The organism is Sphingobacterium sp. ML3W (assembly GCF_000747525.1).
GTDB lineage: Bacteria > Bacteroidota > Bacteroidia > Sphingobacteriales > Sphingobacteriaceae > Sphingobacterium.
Genome location: NZ_CP009278.1, coordinates 5,068,903 through 5,092,674, shown reverse-complemented (window position 1 = coordinate 5,092,674; position 23,772 = coordinate 5,068,903). Strand labels below are relative to the sequence as shown.

Sequence of the window (23,772 nt, the reverse complement as noted above, 5' to 3'; positions counted from 1 at the left end):
AACGTTACTGCGTTACTCGTCACTGTGTTACTTGTTTAAAGTTAGAACCTAAAGTCTGCGGATAATCCATGATATCTATAAAGAACAAAGCTTATCTATCATGAACTATTCGAAGAATTGATGCGGTTTTCTTTTTAATATCATCTTCTATTCTTATTGCGCATCCTGTAGGCTTTAAATCGAATATTTATATTTTTAACCAGGTTGATCAGGTATTTAATGACGCGGTAACAACCATAACCTATCAAGGCCATTATTAAAACTGTTATAGTATAATCAAACCATTTTGGCAAGGAGTTTCTTAACACAAAATAACCCATTAATATTAAATATCCAGCGATGTAGGATAATATTTGAAATCCTTTTTTTTCCAGCCAAACCAAACGGATTGGTATAGGTAACTATTTAGTATCCCAAGACATGGTAATATATACACCAAGTTGGTGCCCTGTAGCTTCGGTTCGTATGGTGCATAAAATAACCTGCCGATAATAATGATGATTACCAAGTTAAAAAGTATTTTAAAGATCCAACGGATTTCAATTATAAACATAGCTCCTTATTTTAATTCATTTAAATGTTACCAGTACAGCTTCTTTATCTGGGCGGTCAGAACCACTAATGTGCAAATCTTGTACATTGCTTTTTTCATGCAGTTCACCATCATTAAAAACGTTACCAATATGTTTGGTGATGACGCTCCTTTCACGATTAAAATTTGGCTCATCTGCTCTTGCAGTTTAACCAAATAGACCAACTCAATTGTCGTGACAGCGTAACAATTTTTTCATCTGTAAATTGTTCAGCAAACTGTAGCATTCTACGTAGATTTTTTTATTCGAAATTTCTTCCATATTTAGTGATCAACTGAATCGATAAATTAGGAATGATATTTTACTGTTGCTTTAGCTATTGTGAGAGTTGATTGTAAATATTATTTTTGCAAAAAGAACTTTTAAAGATTTTTTTTGTTATTTTTAATAAATAAACTCAATAAACACAATTACTTATGTTGATGGCTCACAATCCTAGAAATGAAAGAATAGATTTTCTTTCTTTCTTTCTTAACAATGTTAAGGATGGTTCTTCTGCGTATATGGATTATTTGCTTCCTATCTTAACAGAAGCAAAAGGGTTAGTTGAAGGGTCTCTAAATATCTATGATTTATCATCCGAATCAAGGGACGTTAAAATTCTTCTTCAGGAAATTGCGCCTGAATGGTTGACAAGGGTTAATTTATCGTGCATTAATAATGAAGAAATATCAGAATTGCAGTCGATTATTAAACAATCTGAAGAAAGCTTAGTTTTTTAATGAATCAATCTCAAAAGATGCTTTTGCTTCAGTTTTCTGAAGTAGAGGAGCTTATTTCTAAAACACGGGGTGATACTTATTCGGATAATAATAAAGCTATCTATCATGACAATCTGATAAAACTTTTTGATGGCATAAAGGCTCAAGATTTAAGTGCTTTAAGTGAGGATGAAATAAAAGAAGTCAGGTCATATATTAAATTTATTTTTAATTGTCTTGTTTTTTTAAGAGACAGTACCCTTAATTCTATACCATTTGAAATAGTCAGGTGTTTGAATAACGCCATGGAAGACTGGGTTAAAATTGGCGACTTTATTATCGTTACTGGTCTAACAAAAGATTTATACGCATTTAGTTTTTTTCTAGATTATACTAGGAACGACGTTTTTTATCAATCCATTAAGATCAAATTTGGAGTTGAATTTAAACAGAAATTAGTTCAAATAAATCTGCCAATTACTTTATGTAAGGATTATATCTCTACAGTACCCTTATATCATGAATTAGGTCATTTTATTGAAAAGCAGTTTGATGTAGCGAAATATGCTATTTATCAACTTCTTCAGATTCCAGATTTACATAAACAACAAGATATTCTAAAATATTTCCCCTTTATTGATCAACCAATGATTGTAAACAATAAGTTAGTTGATAAAAATCGTGCGGATGTATTTTATACCCATCTAATGGAGTATTTCTGTGATTTGTTTGCGTCACAATATATTGGTATGACCTCTAATCTTTACTTAAATTCTATTAGCTATAACAATGGTTGGTCTACAAGCCATCCTGCTACCCCTCATCGAGAACGTATGGTAAGAGATTTCGTTGATGGTAATAATAATTTAATTATTAACACTTTCAATGAAATATTGAATAGATTAACAGGGAAAACCCTGATGAAAAGATTTTCGAATATTGAGTCCGATGATTTTTATAATCTTATACCGGTTGAGGCTAAGAGTGATGCAGAGCTGCATGGTATTTTTGAGTATGGTTGGAATATTTGGTTAGCGGATTTCAATCGCTTTGACCCTATGTTAGGTACAACAAATAAAGTCCCAGGCGGTAAGATTTATTCGATCATTAACAGTCTTATGGAAAAGTCAATAGGAAATTATTTTATTACGAAAGAGTGGAACAATAAGAAATAATGTCAGCAATAATTACAAAAGATAAAATAGTTGAGCTTATTGATTCAGGAGAGCTCGTATTACGGCCTTTACTAGATGAAAGTCAAATAACACAAATAGGGATTGACTTTCGATTGGGAATTAATTTCTTAATTTCTTCTATCGGTCGCAATCCATTAATGGTTGCTTCTTTAAATACTGATTTAGGGAAACCAAAGGAGTTTAAAAATTTCTTTCAAGAAACTCGCCGACAGCTTGGTGAAACAATTGTTTTATATCCAGGTCAAACTGTATTGGCCACAACTCTTGAATACATTAAAATCCCGAATAATTTGTTACTTTCCCTATATATGCGTAGTTCGTATTCGAGGCTGGGTTTGACTATTTCTACTATAGCCCAACCTGGATATTGTGGTTGTTTGTCTATGGAATTGACAAATAATAATCATTCACCAATAAATCTAACTGTTGGTGCTAGGATTGTTCAGGGCATATTTAGTGTAGTTGATAAAGAAGTTAACTATTTCACTTCTGCTCGAAAATATTCCTGTGCCGTGAGGCCCCAAGTGACAACATTACAGTCAGATGAGGATTTGATAGTTCTCAATGCCATGTGGAAAGATATTAATAATATCACAGAATAATGATCATTTAATCTGCAGGTTTCTTTCTGCTCTCAACTATCAATCACCTTCTCTCTCATTTGCATCTCCATCAACTAGCTTAGATAATCCTATTACTGGACGCTCGCCATTTTTTAAGCGTTCAGGTTATTAGGTGAGTAAGTTAGAACTTAAAGTCTGCTGATAATCCATGATGTCGATAAAGAACAAAGCCTACTTATTATGAACTATTCGAAAAGTTTATGAGGTTTTCTTTTTACAGTATCATCTTCTATTTTTATAACGCATCCTGTAAGCTTCAAATCTCACTTTTAGATTTTTCACTAGGTTAATCAGGTATTTAATGACGCGGTAACAACCATAAGCTATCAGGGCCAGTATTAAAACTGTTATGGTGTGATCGAGCCACTTCGGTAAGGAGTCTCTTAAGGCAAAATAACCTGTAAATAAGAAGTATCCAGCTACATAGCATAATATTTTAAATCCTTTTTTCCAGCCAAACCAAGCCGCGAGATAGAGGTAACTGCTCAGCAGACCAAGACATGGCAGAATATATACCATGTTGGTGCCCTGTAGCTTTGGTTCGTATGGAGCATAAAATAACCTGCCGATAATAATGATGATCGCCAAGTTAAAAAGTATTTTAAAGATCCAGCGGATATCAATTATAAACATAACTTTTTATTTTAAATGTTGTGTATTTGATTTGTCTTATTATTGATGTTGTCAATAGCTGTAAAAAATGGTACTAATTCAGGATCTATCCATTCTATTAAGTGATAAAGAATTTGTTTGATATCTGTAGCCTCTGTACAGTCGATATGTTGTCCATTGAAACAAATGGGTTCACAATGATTGACTCTATTTCTAAAGTCTTTGATTTTTTCTAATTTGGCATGTATACTAGCTCGGTTTTCATTCGTCGGTTTACAAGGGAAGATTTGTATTGGTTTTCCGTTCAACAAGGAATAATGATGTGGTAGAAATAAGGCTATCCAGAAACCAAATGTTTGATCTGCTAATAGCTTACCATTAGTAATGGTTGTATTTCTTCTGTTGAACTTACGTTCGGATTTTATAATACATTCTTTTAGATAATAACGTGATTGTCCGAGAGAGGGATTGCTCATGAACACATTTTTCTGATTAATAATCCAATCTGGATCAATGAAATGTGCCGCTAGTACGTTACTTAAGGAATTACGAAGGATTACTTCAAATTGGGTCAATAATGGATGAAATGCTTGTGCCAATCTAATATTTGCATTATAAAGTCTCTTTGCTTTTTCTTTATGATTATGGGTGGCATACAAATACCTATTGTATCTTGATCGGGAAAGATATTTATGCCTAAGATTTATTTTCATTTTGGTAATTGGTTTAAGAATTACTATATTTGTATTGTAAGACTTGGTCAAGCCTCTTTCACTTCTGAAATGTAACCAAGTATAAGATATAAAGGGATTCTGTAAGGATCCCTTTTTTTATTGTCTTATTAATTCGACAATCATTACTCTTTATGTTGCGACTTTTTTTATAAGTCAAGTTTTATGCCCACCTTTAATTAGCATTTTCCGTTCCATCAGCTGGCTTAGGTAAAACCCTATCATTGGACGTTCGCCGTTTTTTAGCGTTATCAGGTTATGAGGTGAGTAAGTTAGACTAATCGTTACTGCGCTACTCGTCCCTGTGTTACTTTTTTAAAGTTAGACTAATCGTTACTTGTTTAAAAGTTAGACTGATCGTTACTGCGTTACTTGTCACTGTGTTACTCGTTAATGTTATCAGGTTATTAGGTTAGAATGTTAGACCAATCGTTACTGCGTTACTCGTTTAAAAGTCAGACAGATCGTTACTGCGTTACTTGTCACTGTGTTACTTGTTTAAAGTTAAACTGATCGTTACTGCGTTACTCGTCACTGTGTTACTTGTTTAAAGTTAGAACTAAAGTTTGCGGATAATCCATGATGCCGATTGTAGTGCTGCATTAAAACTCTCTGTTTTTCTAAGTAATATTAAGTGGACTAAAATATATCAAAATTAAAAAAGGCTTCAATATGAAGCCTCTCTATATTAAATAAGTAGACAAATTTTTACCACGAAAAAGTGTAATCCTTTATCATAGAAATATCTTTTACGACAAGAACAGAGGATTTCATCTCTCTTTTTTTTCTTGTAGTTTGTGTCTTTTCAACCACTCTTAACAATTCTTTCATGCTCAGAGGCATATTGGCAAATGTGAATGATTTATGAAAATTCTCTAAATTGATTTGTTTATGTAGTTCGTCCGCAAATGACCTAGACATAAAATCAATTCCTGTAAAATCTAATGTAATATCGTAACAGTCCTCTTTACCCAACTCCCTCTCGATATAATTAATCAGAAAATGTACAGATTCTCTGGTGTCTAAAGATTCATTGAATAAATCCTTTAACCTAATGTCTGCTGCAGTTGTCATAGTGTACTCCTGTTCTTTAAATAGTGTGCAAAGATATGCTTAAATTATAAATTATTAAAATGCTTTTAAACAATATACAAATTCTTCTTGTAAAGAACAAGTCAATAGATAAATTGTTTTTTTTATTTCCTTCTATTATTCTGCAAATTTAGAATAATCAAAATCTTGAGGTACGAGCGCAGGTATTCTTAAGCAGACCAATACACCTTGCCAATTAAAATCTCCTTTTGTTGTATAGATTTCATTTTTCTCTGCAGATATATAGCAAAAAGTATCTCCTGAATAGATAAAATACTTGCCATTCATTCCTTCCGTCAACATACGTGTTGATGTACTTATTCCAAACCCTCTACTGATATCTTGTAATTTTGTAGATTTACCCCCAAGTGCTGCTTTCATTGCATCTAGGTGAGACGTTACATTATAGGCATTATCTTTAAAGTCAGTATAAGATTCTAATAACGTCCTTCCAATATCGCCTATGCAAATGTCAAGATATCCTAATGTAGGGTAAAATTGAGCAAATATATAACCGTGATCGTGATGAGCATGATGAATAATATTTTCAATCGTCTCATCAATAAGATAAAGCAGAGCTGAAAGAAGATTATAATTTGTGCCTACGTTGACAAATCCTCTTAATAAAGAATTCAGATGACCGATAAAGATATCTCTTATTCTTGAGGTCTCAGCATCACTACCTATTGGAAATGAAAGAAGGGGGATGTATGTTTTATTTTTATACTTTTCTAATAATGATATGACAGACACGCTGTTTATTTTGTCGCAATGAATAATATTTGGAAAAAAAATATTATTCATATAGCCAGCAACACTTTGATTTTCTATTTCAGACTTTAAACTAATTGGAGCTCTTTTTCCTCCATATTGTTTAATGAGTAGCAAGAGTCCTAATGTAAAAAATGGTTTAGTGAATGCTGCTTTACTATAATCCAGTAATATTTCTATGTTTTTTTCTGTATTGTCAATCTGAACTTGGAGCTCAAAAAGTTTACCCATTGAGTCCCCAAAATTATCATTTATATGTGTTGGCAATGATATTGTTTTCATACTATAAAGGGTAATTAGATGTTATTAAATACTAATTTAGCTGCAGTTTTGGTTGATCGTAGTTTTTATAGTAACTAAGATACCAAAGATAAGTATGATTTTAGTTATTAATTATTGAAAAGTATGTTCATTCATTCTTCTTCCTCGATATTATTATTATCAAGACTTTGTGTCTCGGAATCATCTTCTTCAATAAATGAATCTGTAAAACTGCAAGATTGTCCTATAATGGTTATGTTATACTCATATCCTTTGTTATTTATCCCTTACTTGCATCTCCATCAACTGGCTTAGGTAATCCTATTACTGGACGTTCACCATTTTTTAATCGTTACTGCGTTACTCATCACTGTGTTACTCGTTAATGTTATCAGGTTATTAGGTTAGAATGTTAGACTCTTCGTTACTGCGTCACTCGTCACTGTGTTACTTGTTTAAAAGTTAGAACCTCACATCAGCGGATAATCCATGATACCGATAAAGAACAAATTCAATTCACCTTCGTCTATTCGAAGAGTTAGGTTAGATGATCCTTCTGCAATAACAGTTCGTGAATATCGAGTTGGAGTCCTTTGGTCAAATTTACTTTATGTAAAAGGGACTTCAAATGTGAAGCCCCATTATTTACTATTGTAGGTAGATATATAATCAAGTGAAATAACCCTCTTTGTCAAAGGGGTGTTTTTATTTATAAATAGTAAGGTAGACAAATAATTTTAAAATTCAAGTTTTTGTCATTAACCTTATCCCTTACTTGCATCTTCTTCAACTGGCTTAGGTAATCCTATTACTGGACGCTCAGAATCACCGTAGTATTGTCTTTAGACATTCCATGATGCCGATAAAAAACAAAGCCTACTTATCATGAACTATTCGAAGTGGCGAATCTATAAATTAGTAAATAATTTAGTTGAAATGCTAAATTTATTAGCTTTATGGATTTTATTTTTTACTTTTATGCTGATAACCAATTATATACCGTTATGAGTCATTCATCCAGTCGTGTCGATGATCTGCTGTGGAAATCTATTTTAGAGCAGACCTTTGCACATTTTTTACGATTTTTCTTTTCAGATGCTGATGATGTTTTTGATCTGAGCAAACCCTTTGATTATTTGGATAAGGAGTTTGAGACCTTGTTTCCACCCGAGCCCAATGGTAAGGGCGTTCGTTTTGTAGATAAATTGGTCAAGGTGTATCTTAAAGACGGAGGCGAACAATTTATATTGTGCCATATTGAGATACAGTCCAGTAAAGGTAAGGGAGATTTAGCGAATCGTATGTTCCAATATTTTTATAAAGTATCGGATAAGTATCAAGTTCCTGTCACCGCTATCGCTATTTTGGCAGATGGCAACAGTAATTATCGACCGTCATTTTATATGTACAAATTTATGGGTACCAGTTTGCGCTATGATTTTAATAGTTATAAGATTCTGGATCAAGATGAATCCTTATTACGTGCCAATGGCAATCCATTTTCTGTTGTGGTATTGACGACATTATTGGCTATCGTTAATAAGAATATCAGTGATGAAGCCTTGAAAGACATCAAACATGATCTTTATGAGGAGATGATGAAACGTAAAATGGATAAGAAAACACGTCAAGGTCTCTATGATTTTTTAGCATATTATGTTAGTTTTCAAAATCCAGAAAATTTCTATACCTTTGAAAGAGAGGTCGAAAACAAATTAGGAAGGAGCAATATTATGGGCACTCAAGAATATTTATTGGATAAGGCGGAAAAGAAAGGCATTGCTGCGGGTCTAGAAGAACGCGCTAAGATTATTGCTGAAAAGAAAAGGATTGCAGAGGAAAAGCATACATTAGAATTGAAACTTCAAACGATATTGGATGAAGCTCATGAACAAGCATGCGAGTCTGCTCGTAAAATGCTTGCTAGAGGTATCGGAAAAGAAGAGGTTAGTGATATTTTAGGTCTTTCTATCGAAGAAATTGAAAAACTATAAATAATTTATTACCATAAAATATACAGAGCCGATTGGATGACCATTCGGCTCTGTATGTTATTGGTCAATATGCTTTACTATCATCGGTAATCAGCAATCATCTTATCCCTCACTTTCACCTCCATCAGCAGGCTTAGGTAATCCTATTACTGGACGTTCATCGTTTTTAATTGTTATCAGGTTTTTTAATGTTATCAGGTTATGAGGTGAGTAAATTAGACTGATTGTTACTGCGTTACTCATCACTGTGTTACTTATTTAAAGTTAAAACCTAAAGTCAGCAGATAATCCATGATTCAGATAAAGAACAAATTTTATACATCTTCGTCTATTCGAAGAGTTGGGATGGATTAATTTAGTATGCAATACCAATTCGTGTATCTCGATTTGGAATCCTTTGGTCAAATTTACTTTATGTAAAAGGGACTTCAATGTGAAGCCTCCTTATTTATTATAGTAGGTAGAATAAAATCAAATCAAATAAATGAACCTCTTTGCCAAAGTAGTGTTTTTTAGTTATAAGTAGTAATATAGACAAATAAGTTTGAAGTGGCCACCAAAATTTCCAAAAACTATTAATTCTCGAAAATTTAAGTTGTTACATGTCTTCATTCAGAAAATGTAGTTTTTGAGGTTCCCATATGAAAATATTAAATTTTTCGTTCTTTTATCAACGTTGACTTTCTAATATATTATGGACTTTATTATTTAAATTTGTTTTATGATGACATTTCGAATGGATATAACTGCTTTTAAAGCGCAAACTGCAGTGGAGGCTGCAAATCATGCTCAGTATTATATAAAATTGAGTTGGCAACAACGTCTTCAAATAGCATTTTATCTGAACAGTATTGCTTTTAATTACGCATTAGATAACCCGCCAAGGATGGATAAAACAAAATTTAAAGCAAGTTCAAGGGCATAATTTACGATGGGTAATATTTTTAATGAGGATTTTAGAGATTTTCTAAATTCATTGAATAAGCATGAGGTAAGGTATATTCTAGTTGGGGGTTTTGCAGTTATTTTGCACGGTTATTCTCGTACTACTGGCGATATGGATATTTGGGTTGAGCGATCAGAAACAAATTATTCAAGATTGAAGCATGCATTTTTAGAATTCGGTATGCCAGTATTTGATATGACTAAAGATAATTTTCTGTCTCATCCTATATGGGATGTTTTTACATTTGGAGTTCCGCCAGTTGCTATTGATATTATGGTCAAAGTAAAGGGTTTGGATTTTAATGAAAATTATGATAAATCTATAATTTTCGAAGATGAGGATGTAAAAATAAGAACGTTGCATAAAACTCAATTGATTGCAGCAAAAAAGGAAAGTAATAGACCGAAAGATATTGATGATATAGAAAATTTATCTTAATATCAAGATAGTTCTGGTACTAACGGATCTTATGATTATCATTATTTAAATTTTGCTTTCAATGGTAATGATGCTATTATGAGCTATTGCTCATAATGGTTTTAAGCATATTATGTTAGTTTTCAAAAGCCAGAAAATTTCTATATGTTTCATCGTAATATTTGTTTTTCATAGGTCGATGAGATATCGTTAAAAATTGTTTTTTTATTCAATTTTTAACTAAGTTTGAGGAAGAAATTGAAAAAAAATTAGAGAGGAACAGTATTATGGGTACTCACGAATATTTATTGGACAAGGCGTAAAAGCAGGGCATTGAGAAAGGACGTTTAGAAGAGCGCGCTAAGCTTAAGGTAGAAAAACAGAAAGCTGAGCATGAAAAAGCGATTGCCGTTGCATTAGAATTTAAGAAAATGGGTCTACCTATAGCTGATATTGCTAAAGGGACTGGCCTTCCAATCGAAGAGATTGAAAAATTATAAATAATTTATTACCATAAAATATACAGAGCCGATTGGATGACCATTCGGCTCTGTTTTTTGTAGGTCAATCTACTTGACCTTTGTCAGTAATGAACTTATCCCTCACCATCTACTTCATCTCCATCAGTTGGTTTCAGCACTAGTCCAATAACCGGACGGTCGCCATTTTTAACTTTAACGGATCATTAGGTGCGCATTTGGCGCAGGGGAATCAAAAAGAAGGATAATAAACAAAAATATAGAACTTACTTAGGAAACTCGGACCAATACGTAAAAACCGAAGCTTTAAAAGCTTCGGTTTTTTTAATGAAAACATTTAGCTTCTGATTATTTAAAAATAATTAGCCTAATTATTTTGTTAGTATCATCTAACTTGTTAGATTTGTCAATCTAACTTATGTATATTTCAAATATGGATTACGTGATAGAATTATTAGAAAAAAACAAAAAGTATCTGGAAAGAAATATCCGGGATAATAAACTGATGCAGACCAATATGAAGAAAGCTACCGAGGAATTGGGGCAGGTCAGTCAACTAAAACGAGCAATTAAAATTTTAAAACTAAAGAACAAAAAACAATGAGAATTACACAAGCACTACCGGACCTACCGTACGACAAAAACGCCCTTAATCCGATAATAACAGAGGAAACATTTGACTACCATTACGGTAAGCACCACGCTACCTATGTCAATAATCTGGCGGGATTAGTCAAGGATACACCTTTGGAAACTGCAACTATAGCGGAAATTATTAAGAAGGGGTTTTCCGAAAATAATGCACCCTTATTCAACAATGCCGCTCAGCACTGGAACCACAGCTTTTTTTGGCATTGCCTTTCACCAAATGGCGGGAAGGCTCCCGATGGACAGATAGCCGAGTTTATCAATCGTGACTTCGGCAGTTTTGAGGATTTTAAAAACAAATTTTCCGAAACAGCAATAAAGCTTTTCGGTTGCGGATGGGCATGGTTGGCACAAAATGAACAGGGGCTGTTAGAAATAGTACCGATGAAAGATGCCCATACACCGCTCACGGAGAATAAAAAACCAATACTGACATTGGACGTGTGGGAACACGCTTATTACATCGATTACCGCAATGCACGTCCAAAATTTGTAGAAGGATTTTGGGAAATAGTCAATTGGGATTTTGCCAACCAAAATTTAAAATAAAAATGATTGACATCTGTATGAACCACATAGAACGATATTGGCAGGCACTAACGGTGTCCAGCAATGAATTTTTTAATAAAGGAGATTTTGAAAAAGCATTAAACGGCTACAAGGATGCTTTGTACAGGGCGGAGGTACTGAACAATCATATTCCGGAGTGTATCCGTTTGAACATCCCATTCATACAGGTGTACATCATTTCCTGCAATAATTTGGCAAACACCTATGAGGAACTTGGAAACCAAGAAGAAGCGGAAAATATGTTGAAACGTGCTGTGTACTACCTACTTCATTTGACAGCAAACAAAAGTCTCAATATAGATGAAATACAATCGGAACTAAAGCGAGCAACGTTGGCTTATGTGCGTTTTTCGGAAAAAACGGGAGAAGGAAAAGTAAAACAGGAACAGCTTTTCAGAACCCTTAAAGAACAACTATTAGAAAACAATTAATAAAAATAGATTAGATATTATGTGCAATTCAGTAAAAAAATTAATGAATAATCAGCAGATGCAACTGGTGCAGAAAGGAATACTATCCATTGGTGATAAGCTGCCAGATTTTGCAAAGAAGGCCGTAGTGACAACCGATAACGGCATTGAAATTACAGACATCAACCATCAGTACGCTTCACAGGAGGGTAAGTGGACGGTCTTGTTTTGGTGGCCAAAGGATTTTACATTCGTGTGCCCTACAGAGATAATCGAGTTCGACAACAGCAATGGAGCTTTTGCTGAACGAAATGCTGTAGTCATAGGAGCATCAACCGACACGGAGTTTGTACATCTGGGATGGAGACAAAACCATCCGGGATTGGCCAACCTTACTATCCCAATGCTGGCAGATACATCCAAATCATTAGCCGAAGAAATGGGTATTTTAGATCAACAAGAAAAGGTAGCCTACCGGGCAACGTTTATTATAGACCCAAAAGGTACTATCCAATGGGTGAGTGCCTATCCAATGAATGTAGGTCGAAATGTGGGCGAAGTACTTCGTGTGTTAGATGCTTTGCAAACGGAGGAATTGACTGGGTGTGGCTGGACAGCAGGAGAACAGACTTTAACGGCACAATTAAAAGAAGAAGATGCAGGATAATTACTTGAATGTAACCTTTATAACTTATGTAAAGAAAGAAGATGTTCCAGTTGATGTCGATAATATCGTACTTATAGCAACCAAAGAGCAAGCCGACCGGTACGGATTTCAAAAGTCGTTGGCACAAAAAATAGATTTGGCATTTTTGGAGAACAAAATGGTTGTCATTTCTACGCTTGGCGATAAGCAGAACATTATAGTTGTAACGCCAGACAGGGAAAAAGAAGTATTACGTTTAGCTGGAGCTTCGGTGTATGCTTCTCTGGATAAGCTTCAAATCCGGACGGCAAGGCTGCGTGGAATGAACGAACTTACAGAAGAAGAGCGTTATGCTTTTTTGGAAGGAATGATTTTGAGTAGTTATGATTTTGACAAATACAAAGCAAAGAAAAAAGTAAACACGATTAAGGTTCATATCTCCAGACGTTCATTTCTCGAAGATAAAATTACAGCGTTGACAATGCTTACAGAAGCAGGTTCATTGACCAAAACATTGGTCAATGAACCTGCTAATTATATGGACGCCTTGCAGTTTTCCGAAGTGGTAACTCAAACAGGAAGGCAGTTCGGATTTGAAACCGAAATCCTGCACAAGGCACAGATTGAAGAACTGAAAATGGGCGGTTTACTGGCGGTCAACAAAGGTTCAGAAGTACCACCAACCTTTAATATTTTTCATTACAAGCCCGAAAATGCGGTCAATGAAAAGCCGTTGGTACTTGTGGGTAAAGGCGTGATGTTCGATACCGGTGGTTATTCGCTGAAGATAAGTGGCAGTATGCTCACGATGAAATGCGATATGGCAGGAGGAGCGGCTGTTTTGGGAACAATAGCCGCTATTGCAGGAAACAGACTGCCCTATTATATTATCGGTCTTGTTCCTGCTACGGACAATAAAATTTCTGCCAATGCTCTTGTAGTAGATGATGTTATCACGATGATGGACGGCACCACCGTAGAAGTACAGAATACCGATGCCGAAGGGCGTTTGGTATTGGCAGATGCTTTGACTTACGCCAAACGATTTGACCCCGAATTGGTGATTGATCTAGCAACCTTAACGGGAGCTTCAGCTGCTATTACAGGTTCGTTTGGTATAGCCGTGTTGGGAAATAATCAAGCGAAAATAGATGAACTCAAAGAGGTTGGCGAGCAGGTTTACGAACGGTTATTGCAGCTGCCACTTTGGAAGGAATACAAAGATTTGTTGAAATCCACGGTTGCCGATATGAGCAATTTGGGCGGCCCGATAGGGGGCGTTAGTACCTCTTCCATATTTTTGCAACACTTTACCGATTATCCTTGGATACATCTTGATATTGCCGGAGCAGCCTCGGTCAAAGAAGCCAAAGGATACAGGCAAAGCGGAGCTACGGCTGTACCTGTACGGTTACTATATGAATTTATTAAGAAAAAATGCAAAAATGATTGAACCGATTTTACAGGAGAACAAAGACCGCTTTGTCATCTTTCCTATTCAGCACGATGACATTTGGCAATTCTACAAAAATGCGGAAGCGAGCTTCTGGACGGCCGAAGAGGTGGATTTGTCACCCGATATGAACGATTGGCACAACAAGCTCAACAAAGAAGAACGTTACTTTATATCTCACGTACTGGCATTTTTTGCGGCAAGTGATGGGATTGTCAACGAAAACCTTGCAATAAATTTCGTCCAAGAGGTGCAATATCCCGAAGCACGTTGTTTCTACGGGTTCCAGATTATGATAGAGAACATTCATTCGGAAATGTATTCGCTGCTGATCGATACCTATGTGAAAGACACCAAGGAAAAAAATTACCTCTTGCACGCTATCGAAACCATTCCCTGTGTAGGTAAAAAAGCAGATTGGGCTTTACGATGGATAAACAGCGACAATTTTGCCGAAAGGCTGATTGCCTTTGCTGCGGTGGAGGGGATTTTCTTTTCGGGTAGTTTCTGTTCCATTTTCTGGTTAAAAAAAAGGGGACTGATGCCCGGTCTGACATTTTCCAATGAACTTATCAGCCGTGACGAAGGTCTGCACTGCGATTTTGCCTGTTTGCTGTATGTAAATCATATAGTCAATAAACTACCGGAAGCAATTGTACAAAAAATAATAGCAGATGCGGTTGAAGTGGAAAAGGAATTTGTAACGGATGCTTTGCCTGTAAGGCTTATCGGGATGAATGCGGAATTGATGTGTCAATACATCGAATTTGTAGCTGACCGATTGCTTGTGGCATTAGGTTGTGAAAAATTTTGGAATGCGACCAATCCATTCGACTTTATGGAGCTGATTTCGTTACAAGGCAAAACCAACTTTTTCGAACGCCGTGTAGGCGAATATCAAAAATCGGGTGTGGCACAGAGTATAAAAGAAAAAACCACGTTTTCACTGGATGAGGATTTTTAATAAATGAGCTCAATATGAAGTTGTCGATTTATGGAGATGGTAATAATGTGAGGTATGGTGGTCCGTTCGTGGTCTGTGGAAATACAATACCAAAATCGGCATCTTGAAAAATCATACAGAAAAGATTTAGTGGGATGGCCACCCGTGTCATCCTTCACGAATACGACCGCACACAAGGTATTTTAGCTATAGATGGTGTAAAACCATTACATAAAAAGCTGATGGAAGGCAAATTGAAACAGGTGCTCAAAGGAAAAGTAATCACACCCTACTAAATGAAATTTAAGTAATAAAAATAATTTAACGCAACTCAATGTTTGTAATAAAAAGAAACGGAAAACAGGAAGCCGTACATTTCGATAAGATTACGGCACGGCTTCACAAATTAGTGTACGGACTTGCTGTCAATGAAAAGGATGTTATAGAAATTGCCAAGAAAGTAATCCAAGGTATTTATGACAATGTTACCACGACCGAACTCGACAACCTTGCTGCCGAAACGGTTGCGGCCTACACGACCGTACATCCCGATTTTGCAGTGCTTGCTGCACGCATTGCAGTTAGCAACCTGCATAAGAATACTTTAAAATCCTTTTCCAGAACGGCAAAATTGTTATACGATTATATCGACCCTGTAACTAATACGCACGCACCGTTATTATCACAAGAAGTATACAACATCATCCGCAAAAATGCCGATGAAATAGACAGCAGTATCATCTATGACCGTGATTACAATTTTGACTATTTCGGGTTTAAAACGCTCGAACGCTCTTATCTTATCCGAACCAACGGCAAAGTGACCGAGCGTCCGCAACACTTGTTTATGCGCGTAGCAATTGGCATACATAAAGAAGACATTGCAGCAGCGATAGAGACGTATAACCTGATGAGTGAAAAATGGTTTATCCATGCCACACCGACGCTGTTCAATGCAGGTACACCTAAACCGCAAATGTCTTCCTGCTTTTTATTGAGTATGACCGAAGACAGCATTTCTGGTATTTTTGATACACTTAAACGATGTGCCTTGATTTCACAATCTGCCGGAGGTATTGGTTTGAGTATTCATAATGTACGAGCTACAGGAAGTTATATCAAAGGTACAGGCGGTATTTCCAATGGCATTATCCCAATGCTTCGTGTGTTCAATGATACGGCACGGTATGTTGACCAAGGAGGGGGCAAACGAAAGGGAGCTATCGCTGTCTATATGGAACCTTGGCATGCCGACATTTTTGATTTTCTCGACATTCGTAAAAACCATGGCAAGGAAGAAATGCGAGCAAGGGATTTGTTTCCTGCCTTGTGGATACCCGATTTGTTTATGCAGCGGGTAGAAGAAAATGCCGACTGGTCATTGTTCGACCCCAATAAAGCTCCAGGATTGTACGATACTTATGGTGAAGGGTTTGTAGCGTTGTATCAGCAATACGAACAAGAGGGAAAATTTCGCGAACAAGTGAAAGCCCGTGAACTGTGGAATGCCATATTGGAAGCCCAAATAGAAACAGGTACGCCTTATATGTGCTACAAAGATGCGGTAAATGAAAAATCCAACCAGAAAAATATCGGCGTTATCCGTAGTTCCAATCTTTGTACGGAAATAATGGAGTACACTAATGCCGATGAGGTAGCTGTTTGCAACCTTTCCTCTTTGGCATTGCCCCGCTATGTAACAGAGATTGATTTTGATTTTCAGAAACTGTACGAAGTAACAAAGACTATTACTCGAAACCTCAATAAGGTTATTGATGGCAATTATTATCCAGTACCGGAAACGCAAAACTCCAACTTCAAACATCGACCTATCGGCTTGGGTGTACAAGGTTTGGCGGATGTGTTTTTGTTATTGAGGATGTCTTTTGAAAGTGACGAAGCACGGCAACTGAACAAGGATATTTTTGAAACTATTTATTATGCGGCAATGGAGAGCTCGATGGAACTGGCGAAGGAACAGGGCGCTTATGAAAGTTTCAAAGGTTCGCCACTCTCGGAAGGAAAGTTTCAGTTTGATCTGTGGCATGCGGAACCGTCCGACCGATGGGATTGGGCAGGTTTACGCAAAAACGTAATGGAATTTGGCGTAAGAAATTCTCTATTGCTTGCCCCAATGCCTACGGCTTCCACCTCGCAGATATTAGGGAACAACGAATGTTTTGAGCCTTACACCAGCAATATCTATAACCGGCGTGTGCTTTCGGGTGAATTTGTGGTGGTCAACAAGCACTTACTGAAAGACCTTATCGAATTGAATTTGTGGGATACCACGATGAAAAATAGACTGATTGCCGAAAATGGCTCCGTCCAAAATATTAATGAAATCCCGACGGAATTAAAAGAGCTATACAAAACCGTGTGGGAAATTAAGCAGAAAACCATTATTGATATGGCTGCCGATAGAGGTGCATTTATCTGTCAATCCCAATCACTCAATCTGTTTATGGCAGAACCCAATATGGCAAAATTGACTTCTATGCACTTTCATTCTTGGAAAAGTGGACTGAAAACAGGAATGTATTACCTGCGCACCAAAGCGGCGGCAGATGCCATAAAATTTACCGTAGAAACGGTTCAATCCGTAGAAGAACAACAGACCGCTATTTCGTGTTCATTGGATAATCCCGGCGAGTGTATTGCCTGTGGAAGTTAAATAATTGTATCAATATCAGCACGTTAATACCACAATCCTTAGTTATACATAAATAAATCAAATAAGATATGACAAAACTATTTTTAGTCCGGCACGGACAATCACGATGGAACCTGGAAAACCGTTTTACAGGTTGGCAGGATATAGATATCACAGAACTCGGACAATCGGAAGCTCGACAAGCCGGTCTAGCTTTACGAAATGAACAGATAGATGTAGCTTTCACATCTAAGCTCGTCAGGGCACAGCATACATTGAAAATCATGCTGAACGAAATGGGTAAAACGGAGATGCCTGTTATCATTGACGGGGCATTGAACGAACGAGCTTACGGAATGCTTGAAGGACTGAACAAAGCAGAAACAGCGGAAAAATATGGTACAGAACAGGTGCATCTATGGAGGCGGTCTTTTGATATAGCTCCACCCGGAGGTGAAAGCCTGGAAGATACTTACAACCGTGTGATACCTTATTTTAAGAATTGCATACAACCCCAGTTGCAACAGCATAAAAATATACTCATCGTGGCACACGGCAATAGTTTACGGGCATTGATTATGTATCTCGAACATCTTTCACCGGAAGAAATCCTAAAGCGGGAAATCGCAACAGGAGAACCATTGACTTATGCTTATGATGAACATATGAATGCTGCCAAATGTTGAAAAGAGTATGAAAACTAAAATGCACGTAAAATAATACGTTTAAATGTCAAATATAAAAAAACATTACACCATTCTGTCAATCGCGGATAAGCTTCAGATTCATGAAGTTATATCCAAAAATTCAAATAAGGAAAAATTTGAAGTGTTAGCACGCTATTTAGACAGATTGATACAGTCCGATTTCAATCAACTGCTAAGTATTTTGTACCGCATAGATGTATCGGAAGAAAAAGTCAAAAATGTGCTGTTTGAAAATCAAAATAAAATTCCTGCAGGAGAGCTTATCGCACAGTTACTGATAGAAAGAGAAAACGAAAAAATAAAACTCAGAGCAAAATATAGTAAAAAATGAATCTTATTGACCCAAAAGGAAAAATAATTGCCGTAGATTTTGACGGTACTGTTGTAGAACATAAATATCCCGAAATCGGAGACGAAATGATGTATGCCTTTGCTACGCTAAAAGCATTACAAATCAAAGGTCATAGAATGATATTGTGGACGTACAGGAAAGGGAAAGAATTGCAGGATGCGACTGATTTTTGCAGGAAAAATGGAATGGTATTCTATGCGGTCAATGAAAATTATCATGGAGAAACCGCTGAAGGTGATTTCAGCAGAAAAATTAATGCCGATATTTTTATTGACGACCGTAATGTGGGCGGTTTTTTGGGATGGGATGTTATATGGCAAACACTCCATCCCGAAAGTGGCGATTATGCCCATCAGCTGAAGAATAAAAATGCCCATATCAATTACAAAAAGAAAAAAAAGAGCTGGTTTCGGTTTGGAAGATAGGATAAAAGTAACCAGATATGTGTTTGGTTTGAATCCAAGTCAATTTTCGGATACGTTATCAAATATCAGCCTAATTTAATGCCTATTTCTTTTTGTCAAATAATACGGGAACCTCCTACATCATTATTTTTTATGCAATACGCTGGCTATCCTCAATATCCATACCCAGTTTCGTGTTTAAAAATCATTTTGTCAGGTCATTTATTACTTCTATCTCTTATTTTATTGGTTTACACTTTTTTTATTTGAATAATTGGCATTAAGGACATTCACAATAATCAGTTTTTACAGAGCGAATAAAGCATATTATTGTTTATGATGTTTCATAAGTCTAACATTTTAATTACATTTGTCTAAATATTTGTTTTGTATCATTCTGTGAGTGACATAGAAAAAATTAATTCATATAAAGATGCACAATCACTTACATTCTCTTATTGTTTTAACCGTTGTGTTGCTATTGTTTTCCTGTGGTGAATCCAAAAAGACAGCAACTGGTGAAAAACCCTATATTGTAACTACAACAGGAATGATAGCCGATGTAGTAGAAAATATAGCCGGGGATTCGGCACTGGTAGAGGCCATCATGCACCCCGGTGTGGATCCACATCTGTACAAAGCCAGCCAGGGCGATCTCAAAAAAATAATGGATGCTGATTATATCTTTTACAATGGCTTGCATCTTGAAGGAAAAATGGGCGAAATACTGGAGAAACAGACCAACGTAAAGCCTGTAATTGCTTTGGGTGATTCCATAGTCCGAGGGAAAATAATCAGTGTCTCCGAAAATACGTATGATCCCCATATCTGGTTTAATGTAGCTCTTTGGAAAGAAGCTGCGGAAGTAGCTTTAAGGAGCCTCATAAAGCTCAATCCCCAAAGCACAGCATATTATCAGAAAAATGCTGATAAATACCTGAAAGAACTGGACAGCCTTGACAGTTGGGTGAAAACAGAAATTGCATCCATTCCCGAAAAGCGAAGGGTATTGATTACCGCACACGATGCGTTCAACTATCTCGGAAAGGCTTACGGAATTGATGTAAGGGGATTACAGGGTATTTCAACGATGTCAGAAATCGGTTTGCGTGACGTGACCGATCTGGTCAATTTCATTATCAAAAACGATATTCCAGCAGTATTTGTCGAAAGTTCCGTATCGGACAAATCGCTCAAAGCGGTGGTAGAAGGCGTGAATAACAAAGGAAAAAAAATCTCCATCGGAGGTAATCTTTTTTCAGACGCAATGGGTAAAAAAGGAACACCCGAAGGCACGTATATCGGAATGGTAAAACACAATGTTACGACTATCGTAACCGCACTAAAACAGTAAGCAAATGATTATCCAATCTGAAAATCCTGTATTGGAAGTACACGACCTCACGGTAAGCTACTCCAGTAAACCTGCTCTATGGAGTGTAGATTTCAGCCTGCCCGAAGGAAGTATTACGGGTATCATCGGGCCAAACGGTTCCGGCAAATCCACTTTGCTTAAATCCATAATGGGTTTGATCCCTTTATCGAGTGGCTATGTGAAAATATTTGGCAAAGAACTGGATGATGTTCGCAGCCGAGTGAGTTATGTTCCGCAACGGGAAACCGTGGATTGGGACTTTCCGGTGTCAGCTCTCGATGTGGTACTGATGGGGCGTTATGCTAAAATCGGAATGCTTCGCAGTGTACGTAGTTCGGACAGGAAAATAGCCATGGAATGTCTAGAAAAAGTGGGTATGACCGATTTTGCCAAACGGCAGATTTCACAGCTTTCCGGCGGGCAACAGCAACGTGTTTTTATCGCAAGGGCATTGGCACAGGAAGCCGACTTTTACTTAATGGATGAGCCTTTTGCCGGTGTGGATGCCGCTACCGAAGAAGCCATCATTACGCTCTTACGTGAAATGGCCCGTGCCAAAAAGAATGTCATCGTGGTACATCACGATTTGGATACCATCACCGAATATTTTGATTGGCTCATCATGCTCAATATGCGACTTGTAGCATCTGGTCCGTTAAAGCAGGTTTATATCCCCGAATTGCTCAAAAAAACTTACGGAACCCGCTTGTCGGTATTGGCAGAAGCCGGTGACTTGTTAGCTAAAGATAAATTTTCCAAAAAAGGATAACCATAGATACAATGGACAATTTCATCAACTTTTTTTCATTCAATGACCCCAATATCAAATACGTGGTATGGGGTAGTATCCTGCTTTCGGTAAGTGCTGCCATTGTAGGTTCTTTCATTGTACTAAAGAAAAAATCACTGGTAGGCGATGCGGTTTCCCATTCGGTTTTACCGGGTATTTGTACGGCTTTCCTTTTTACAGGCACTAAAAACACCTCTCTGATGCTTGTCGGAGCTTTCATTTCAGGATGGCTCTCTCTGGTTACGATAGACTACATCACGGCAAAATCAAAAATAAAAAAAGATGCTGCCATCGGGTTGGTGCTTTCGGTATTTTTCGCCCTTGGCATTGTGATGATGACCTATATTCAGCAATCGGGCAATGCCGCACAGAGCGGTATGGACCGTTTTATATTTGGCAAAGCGGCAACACTTGTAGGTAGCGACCTGATAACCTTTTCTATTATTGCTCTGGTGCTGATTGCGGTGACACTGGCATTTTTTAAAGAGTTTACCATTATTGCCTTTGATGAAAATTATGCCGAAGTACTGGGATTGCCTGTTCGAAAATTGGATATGCTACTCACCAGCCTTACCGTATTAGCGGTAGTAACGGGCATTACAGCTGTAGGTGTAGTGCTAATGGCGGCAATGCTTATCACGCCTGCTGCTGCGGCAAGGTACTGGACAGACAACATCAAGCGTATGGTCTGCCTTGCGGCAATATTCGGAGCCGTATCCGGGTTGGCGGGAGCTTATATTTCGTACATCGCTCCGGCAATGCCTACAGGACCTTGGATGGTGGTTGTTTCATCATTGATTGCATTTTTCTCTTTCTTTTTTGCCCCCTTGGGAATTGTTCCCAAAACCATGCAGAGAAACAAAAACAGCCGAAAAATGGTGGATGAAAATATCCTTAAACTATTTTACCAGGTTGGAGAAATAGAGGATGATTTCAATAAAAAAAGAACGGCTAACGAATTGTTGAATTTCCGAAAAATGCAACCTACTCAATTAAAAGCTGGACTGAAAAGGTTGAAAAATCAAAAGCTGCTGGTCAGCGATAACCCCTATTGGCTATTGACACAAAATGGTCTTGAAAAAGCAAAAAAGACAGTCAGGCGGCATCGCTTGTGGGAATTGTATCTGACCAATTATATGGAAATAGCTCCCGACCACGTACACGACAATGCCGAGGAAATGGAGCACTACATTACACCCGAGCTGGAAAAGCAATTGGAAAAATATTTGGATAATCCGGAAACAGATCCCCACGGAACTGTGATACCGAAGTAATAAGAAAGATAAAATGATAGCATTTTGGATTATATTGACCGGAGCACTGGTAGCGATTTCCTGCGGATTGCTGGGCAGTTTTCTTGTACTCCGAAAAATGAGTATGGTAGGTGATGCCATCAGTCACGCAGTGCTTCCGGGTATTGTCATCGCCTTTTTATGGAGCGGTAGCCGCGATACATTACCTATGCTTCTTGGCGCAGGAGCCACAGGCTTATTGGCAACATTTATTATTGAATACCTGCACCGAAAAGCCCGCTTACAGACGGATGCTTCCATCGGGATTGTCTTCACCTTTATGTTTGCGGTGGGTATTATCCTTATCAGCACCTTTGCCGGAAAGATAGATCTTGACCAGGATTGTGTGTTGTATGGAGAATTGGCTTACGTACCTATCAATCTCTGGATACTTCCCGACGGTAAAAGCATCGGTCCCCAACCGGTATATATACTTTCGGTCGTGTTGCTTCTTGTGATACTGTTTATATATTTCGGCTACAAAGAACTGAAGCTAACTTCTTTCGACCCGTCCTTTGCTGCCACCATCGGCATTTCTACCGCATTGTGGCATTACCTGCTGATGGCAGCAGTGTCTTTTACCACCGTCAGTGCTTTTGAATCGGTTGGGGCAATATTGGTCATTACTTTCCTTATTGGTCCACCTGCAACGGCTTATTTGCTGACAGAAGATTTAAAGAGAATGCTTTTCATTACCGTTGGTATTGGTATTCTGGTTTCATTTACTGGCTATTGGCTAGCGTACTGGCTCAATGCTTCCATTGCCGGATGTATGGCATTGATGACGGGCGTAGTTTTTGCGCTAGCTTTCGTGTACACACAATTCGTGTTTAAAAATAAAAAAATGAAATTAGTAACAGGACATACTTTGCCTTCGCAAAAAACAGCGTAGACAGATTTTAAAAATTATAAATAATGGAAAAGATATTTAGGATAATTGGGGTTAATGCTGTTGTATTGATGCTTCTTGCATCCTGTAATTGTAAAGGACAAACAGAAGATAATTAGACAAATGAAAACAATCTATCGGTAACTTCGGTAGAACATTCCAAAACCTGTCCGGGTGTCCGCAATCAAAATTTCTACTACTCGGACAAAAGAAACGGTTTCGGT

General features: G+C 37.2%; 26 protein-coding genes. 21 read left to right on the top strand and 5 right to left on the bottom strand.

What is annotated here, in order from left to right; translation table 11 throughout:
* The first annotated feature begins 1,015 nt into the window (after window positions 1-1,015).
* From KO02_RS21615 to dcd, 3 genes are read left to right on the top strand one after another with little or no spacing between them, the layout of a single operon-like run.
* Entirely contained in the window at window positions 1,016-1,315 is a 300-nt protein-coding gene (locus KO02_RS21615) for a hypothetical protein (protein WP_144243385.1), read from the top strand.
* Window positions 1,315-2,469: a hypothetical protein gene (locus KO02_RS21610; RefSeq protein WP_038701637.1), complete on the top strand. Its 1,155-nt coding sequence runs from the start codon at window positions 1,315-1,317 to the stop codon at window positions 2,467-2,469. The genes KO02_RS21615 and KO02_RS21610 overlap by 1 nt, the downstream gene beginning before the upstream one ends.
* Window positions 2,469-3,092, top strand: a complete 624-nt coding sequence (dcd, locus tag KO02_RS21605; RefSeq protein ID WP_038701635.1) for a dCTP deaminase — start codon at window positions 2,469-2,471, stop codon at window positions 3,090-3,092. The genes KO02_RS21610 and dcd overlap by 1 nt, the downstream gene beginning before the upstream one ends.
* 243 nt (window positions 3,093-3,335) lie before the next feature.
* Here dcd and KO02_RS21600 read toward each other — a convergent pair whose 3' ends face one another.
* The 4 genes from KO02_RS21600 to KO02_RS21585 all read right to left on the bottom strand — a co-directional run bounded on the left by KO02_RS21600 (window position 3,336) and on the right by KO02_RS21585 (window position 6,601).
* The gene (locus KO02_RS21600) at window positions 3,336-3,746 is read right to left on the bottom strand and encodes a hypothetical protein (protein WP_038701633.1); all 411 of its coding nucleotides are present in this window, start codon (window positions 3,744-3,746) and stop codon (window positions 3,336-3,338) included.
* Window positions 3,747-3,757: 11 nt separating this feature from the next.
* The gene (locus KO02_RS21595) at window positions 3,758-4,438 is read right to left on the bottom strand and encodes a hypothetical protein (protein ID WP_144243384.1); all 681 of its coding nucleotides are present in this window, start codon (window positions 4,436-4,438) and stop codon (window positions 3,758-3,760) included.
* Window positions 4,439-5,164: 726 nt separating this feature from the next.
* Window positions 5,165-5,530 carry an STAS-like domain-containing protein gene (locus KO02_RS21590; RefSeq protein WP_038701631.1) on the bottom strand — a complete coding sequence of 122 codons (366 nt, stop codon included), beginning with the start codon at window positions 5,528-5,530 and terminating at the stop codon, window positions 5,165-5,167.
* A 135-nt stretch (window positions 5,531-5,665) separates the two neighbouring features.
* Entirely contained in the window at window positions 5,666-6,601 is a 936-nt protein-coding gene (locus tag KO02_RS21585) for a hypothetical protein (RefSeq protein WP_038701629.1), read from the bottom strand.
* A 935-nt stretch (window positions 6,602-7,536) separates the two neighbouring features.
* Between KO02_RS21585 and KO02_RS21580 the strand changes: the two genes are divergently transcribed.
* Window positions 7,537-8,574 (top strand): hypothetical protein, encoded by a 1,038-nt coding sequence (locus KO02_RS21580; RefSeq protein ID WP_235212304.1) that lies wholly within the window; start codon window positions 7,537-7,539, stop codon window positions 8,572-8,574.
* A gap of 102 nt (window positions 8,575-8,676) precedes the next feature.
* Here KO02_RS21580 and KO02_RS23880 read toward each other — a convergent pair whose 3' ends face one another.
* Window positions 8,677-8,817, bottom strand: a complete 141-nt coding sequence (locus tag KO02_RS23880; RefSeq protein ID WP_158500336.1) for a hypothetical protein — start codon at window positions 8,815-8,817, stop codon at window positions 8,677-8,679.
* A gap of 478 nt (window positions 8,818-9,295) precedes the next feature.
* Here KO02_RS23880 and KO02_RS21575 point away from each other — a divergent pair, with 478 nt between their 5' ends.
* The 17 genes from KO02_RS21575 to KO02_RS21500 all read left to right on the top strand — a co-directional run bounded on the left by KO02_RS21575 (window position 9,296) and on the right by KO02_RS21500 (window position 23,551).
* Window positions 9,296-9,499, top strand: a complete 204-nt coding sequence (locus KO02_RS21575; RefSeq protein ID WP_051960198.1) for a hypothetical protein — start codon at window positions 9,296-9,298, stop codon at window positions 9,497-9,499.
* Window positions 9,500-9,505: 6 nt separating this feature from the next.
* Entirely contained in the window at window positions 9,506-9,958 is a 453-nt protein-coding gene (locus KO02_RS21570) for a DUF6036 family nucleotidyltransferase (protein ID WP_038701627.1), read from the top strand.
* A gap of 891 nt (window positions 9,959-10,849) precedes the next feature.
* Window positions 10,850-11,020 carry a hypothetical protein gene (locus KO02_RS23875; protein ID WP_158500335.1) on the top strand — a complete coding sequence of 57 codons (171 nt, stop codon included), beginning with the start codon at window positions 10,850-10,852 and terminating at the stop codon, window positions 11,018-11,020.
* On the top strand, window positions 11,017-11,613 hold the full coding sequence (locus tag KO02_RS21565) for a superoxide dismutase (protein ID WP_038701625.1): 597 nt from the start codon (window positions 11,017-11,019) through the stop codon (window positions 11,611-11,613). Before KO02_RS23875 ends, KO02_RS21565 begins: the two co-directional genes overlap by 4 nt.
* A gap of 17 nt (window positions 11,614-11,630) precedes the next feature.
* Window positions 11,631-12,065, top strand: coding sequence for a tetratricopeptide repeat protein (locus KO02_RS21560; RefSeq protein ID WP_200878587.1), 435 nt, complete (start codon window positions 11,631-11,633; stop codon window positions 12,063-12,065).
* Window positions 12,066-12,144: 79 nt separating this feature from the next.
* Window positions 12,145-12,711 (top strand): peroxiredoxin, encoded by a 567-nt coding sequence (locus KO02_RS21555; RefSeq protein ID WP_200878685.1) that lies wholly within the window; start codon window positions 12,145-12,147, stop codon window positions 12,709-12,711.
* Window positions 12,701-14,143 (top strand): leucyl aminopeptidase family protein, encoded by a 1,443-nt coding sequence (locus tag KO02_RS21550; protein WP_038701621.1) that lies wholly within the window; start codon window positions 12,701-12,703, stop codon window positions 14,141-14,143. Before KO02_RS21555 ends, KO02_RS21550 begins: the two co-directional genes overlap by 11 nt.
* On the top strand, window positions 14,109-15,107 hold the full coding sequence (locus tag KO02_RS21545; RefSeq protein WP_200878586.1) for a ribonucleoside-diphosphate reductase small subunit: 999 nt from the start codon (window positions 14,109-14,111) through the stop codon (window positions 15,105-15,107). Before KO02_RS21550 ends, KO02_RS21545 begins: the two co-directional genes overlap by 35 nt.
* A gap of 134 nt (window positions 15,108-15,241) precedes the next feature.
* Window positions 15,242-15,382, top strand: a complete 141-nt coding sequence (locus KO02_RS23870; RefSeq protein WP_158500334.1) for a hypothetical protein — start codon at window positions 15,242-15,244, stop codon at window positions 15,380-15,382.
* Window positions 15,383-15,420: 38 nt separating this feature from the next.
* Window positions 15,421-17,760: a ribonucleoside-diphosphate reductase subunit alpha gene (locus KO02_RS21535; protein ID WP_038701619.1), complete on the top strand. Its 2,340-nt coding sequence runs from the start codon at window positions 15,421-15,423 to the stop codon at window positions 17,758-17,760.
* 68 nt (window positions 17,761-17,828) lie between these two features.
* Entirely contained in the window at window positions 17,829-18,425 is a 597-nt protein-coding gene (locus tag KO02_RS21530; RefSeq protein WP_038701617.1) for a 2,3-bisphosphoglycerate-dependent phosphoglycerate mutase, read from the top strand.
* Between the two features lie 43 nt (window positions 18,426-18,468).
* The gene (locus KO02_RS21525) at window positions 18,469-18,777 is read left to right on the top strand and encodes a hypothetical protein (RefSeq protein ID WP_038701615.1); all 309 of its coding nucleotides are present in this window, start codon (window positions 18,469-18,471) and stop codon (window positions 18,775-18,777) included.
* Window positions 18,774-19,223 carry a BT0820 family HAD-type phosphatase gene (locus KO02_RS21520; RefSeq protein WP_038701613.1) on the top strand — a complete coding sequence of 150 codons (450 nt, stop codon included), beginning with the start codon at window positions 18,774-18,776 and terminating at the stop codon, window positions 19,221-19,223. The genes KO02_RS21525 and KO02_RS21520 overlap by 4 nt, the downstream gene beginning before the upstream one ends.
* Window positions 19,224-19,635: 412 nt before the next feature.
* A complete protein-coding gene (locus KO02_RS21515) occupies window positions 19,636-20,556 on the top strand; it encodes a metal ABC transporter solute-binding protein, Zn/Mn family (RefSeq protein ID WP_038701611.1) in 921 nt (306 codons plus the stop codon).
* A gap of 4 nt (window positions 20,557-20,560) precedes the next feature.
* Window positions 20,561-21,346, top strand: a complete 786-nt coding sequence (locus KO02_RS21510) for a metal ABC transporter ATP-binding protein (RefSeq protein WP_038701609.1) — start codon at window positions 20,561-20,563, stop codon at window positions 21,344-21,346.
* An 11-nt stretch (window positions 21,347-21,357) separates the two neighbouring features.
* Entirely contained in the window at window positions 21,358-22,641 is a 1,284-nt protein-coding gene (locus tag KO02_RS21505; protein WP_038701607.1) for an iron chelate uptake ABC transporter family permease subunit, read from the top strand.
* Window positions 22,642-22,654: 13 nt separating this feature from the next.
* Window positions 22,655-23,551 carry a metal ABC transporter permease gene (locus KO02_RS21500; RefSeq protein ID WP_038701605.1) on the top strand — a complete coding sequence of 299 codons (897 nt, stop codon included), beginning with the start codon at window positions 22,655-22,657 and terminating at the stop codon, window positions 23,549-23,551.
* Window positions 23,552-23,772: the final 221 nt, after the last annotated feature.

Excerpts from the sequence above, each read along its gene's own strand:
- KO02_RS21585 (WP_038701629.1), bottom strand. The coding sequence starts at position 6,601 with ATGAAAACAATATCATTGCCAACACATATAAATGATAATTTTGGGGAC.
- KO02_RS21600 (WP_038701633.1), bottom strand. The coding sequence starts at position 3,746 with ATGTTTATAATTGATATCCGCTGGATCTTTAAAATACTTTTTAACTTG.
- KO02_RS23875 (WP_158500335.1), top strand. The coding sequence starts at position 10,850 with ATGGATTACGTGATAGAATTATTAGAAAAAAACAAAAAGTATCTGGAA.
- KO02_RS21565 (WP_038701625.1), top strand. The coding sequence starts at position 11,017 with ATGAGAATTACACAAGCACTACCGGACCTACCGTACGACAAAAACGCC.
- KO02_RS21595 (WP_144243384.1), bottom strand. The coding sequence starts at position 4,438 with ATGAAAATAAATCTTAGGCATAAATATCTTTCCCGATCAAGATACAAT.
- KO02_RS21560 (WP_200878587.1), top strand. The coding sequence starts at position 11,631 with ATGAACCACATAGAACGATATTGGCAGGCACTAACGGTGTCCAGCAAT.
- KO02_RS23880 (WP_158500336.1), bottom strand. The coding sequence starts at position 8,817 with ATGAGTAACGCAGTAACAATCAGTCTAATTTACTCACCTCATAACCTG.
- KO02_RS21505 (WP_038701607.1), top strand. The coding sequence starts at position 21,358 with ATGGACAATTTCATCAACTTTTTTTCATTCAATGACCCCAATATCAAA.
- KO02_RS21520 (WP_038701613.1), top strand. The coding sequence starts at position 18,774 with ATGAATCTTATTGACCCAAAAGGAAAAATAATTGCCGTAGATTTTGAC.
- KO02_RS21525 (WP_038701615.1), top strand. The coding sequence starts at position 18,469 with ATGTCAAATATAAAAAAACATTACACCATTCTGTCAATCGCGGATAAG.
- KO02_RS21510 (WP_038701609.1), top strand. The coding sequence starts at position 20,561 with ATGATTATCCAATCTGAAAATCCTGTATTGGAAGTACACGACCTCACG.
- KO02_RS21530 (WP_038701617.1), top strand. The coding sequence starts at position 17,829 with ATGACAAAACTATTTTTAGTCCGGCACGGACAATCACGATGGAACCTG.
- KO02_RS21590 (WP_038701631.1), bottom strand. The coding sequence starts at position 5,530 with ATGACAACTGCAGCAGACATTAGGTTAAAGGATTTATTCAATGAATCT.
- KO02_RS21515 (WP_038701611.1), top strand. The coding sequence starts at position 19,636 with ATGCACAATCACTTACATTCTCTTATTGTTTTAACCGTTGTGTTGCTA.
- KO02_RS21535 (WP_038701619.1), top strand. The coding sequence starts at position 15,421 with ATGTTTGTAATAAAAAGAAACGGAAAACAGGAAGCCGTACATTTCGAT.
- KO02_RS21545 (WP_200878586.1), top strand. The coding sequence starts at position 14,109 with ATGAATTTATTAAGAAAAAATGCAAAAATGATTGAACCGATTTTACAG.
- KO02_RS21550 (WP_038701621.1), top strand. The coding sequence starts at position 12,701 with ATGCAGGATAATTACTTGAATGTAACCTTTATAACTTATGTAAAGAAA.
- KO02_RS21500 (WP_038701605.1), top strand. The coding sequence starts at position 22,655 with ATGATAGCATTTTGGATTATATTGACCGGAGCACTGGTAGCGATTTCC.
- KO02_RS21610 (WP_038701637.1), top strand. The coding sequence starts at position 1,315 with ATGAATCAATCTCAAAAGATGCTTTTGCTTCAGTTTTCTGAAGTAGAG.
- KO02_RS23870 (WP_158500334.1), top strand. The coding sequence starts at position 15,242 with ATGGCCACCCGTGTCATCCTTCACGAATACGACCGCACACAAGGTATT.
- KO02_RS21580 (WP_235212304.1), top strand. The coding sequence starts at position 7,537 with ATGGATTTTATTTTTTACTTTTATGCTGATAACCAATTATATACCGTT.
- dcd (WP_038701635.1), top strand. The coding sequence starts at position 2,469 with ATGTCAGCAATAATTACAAAAGATAAAATAGTTGAGCTTATTGATTCA.
- KO02_RS21615 (WP_144243385.1), top strand. The coding sequence starts at position 1,016 with ATGGCTCACAATCCTAGAAATGAAAGAATAGATTTTCTTTCTTTCTTT.
- KO02_RS21570 (WP_038701627.1), top strand. The coding sequence starts at position 9,506 with ATGGGTAATATTTTTAATGAGGATTTTAGAGATTTTCTAAATTCATTG.
- KO02_RS21575 (WP_051960198.1), top strand. The coding sequence starts at position 9,296 with ATGATGACATTTCGAATGGATATAACTGCTTTTAAAGCGCAAACTGCA.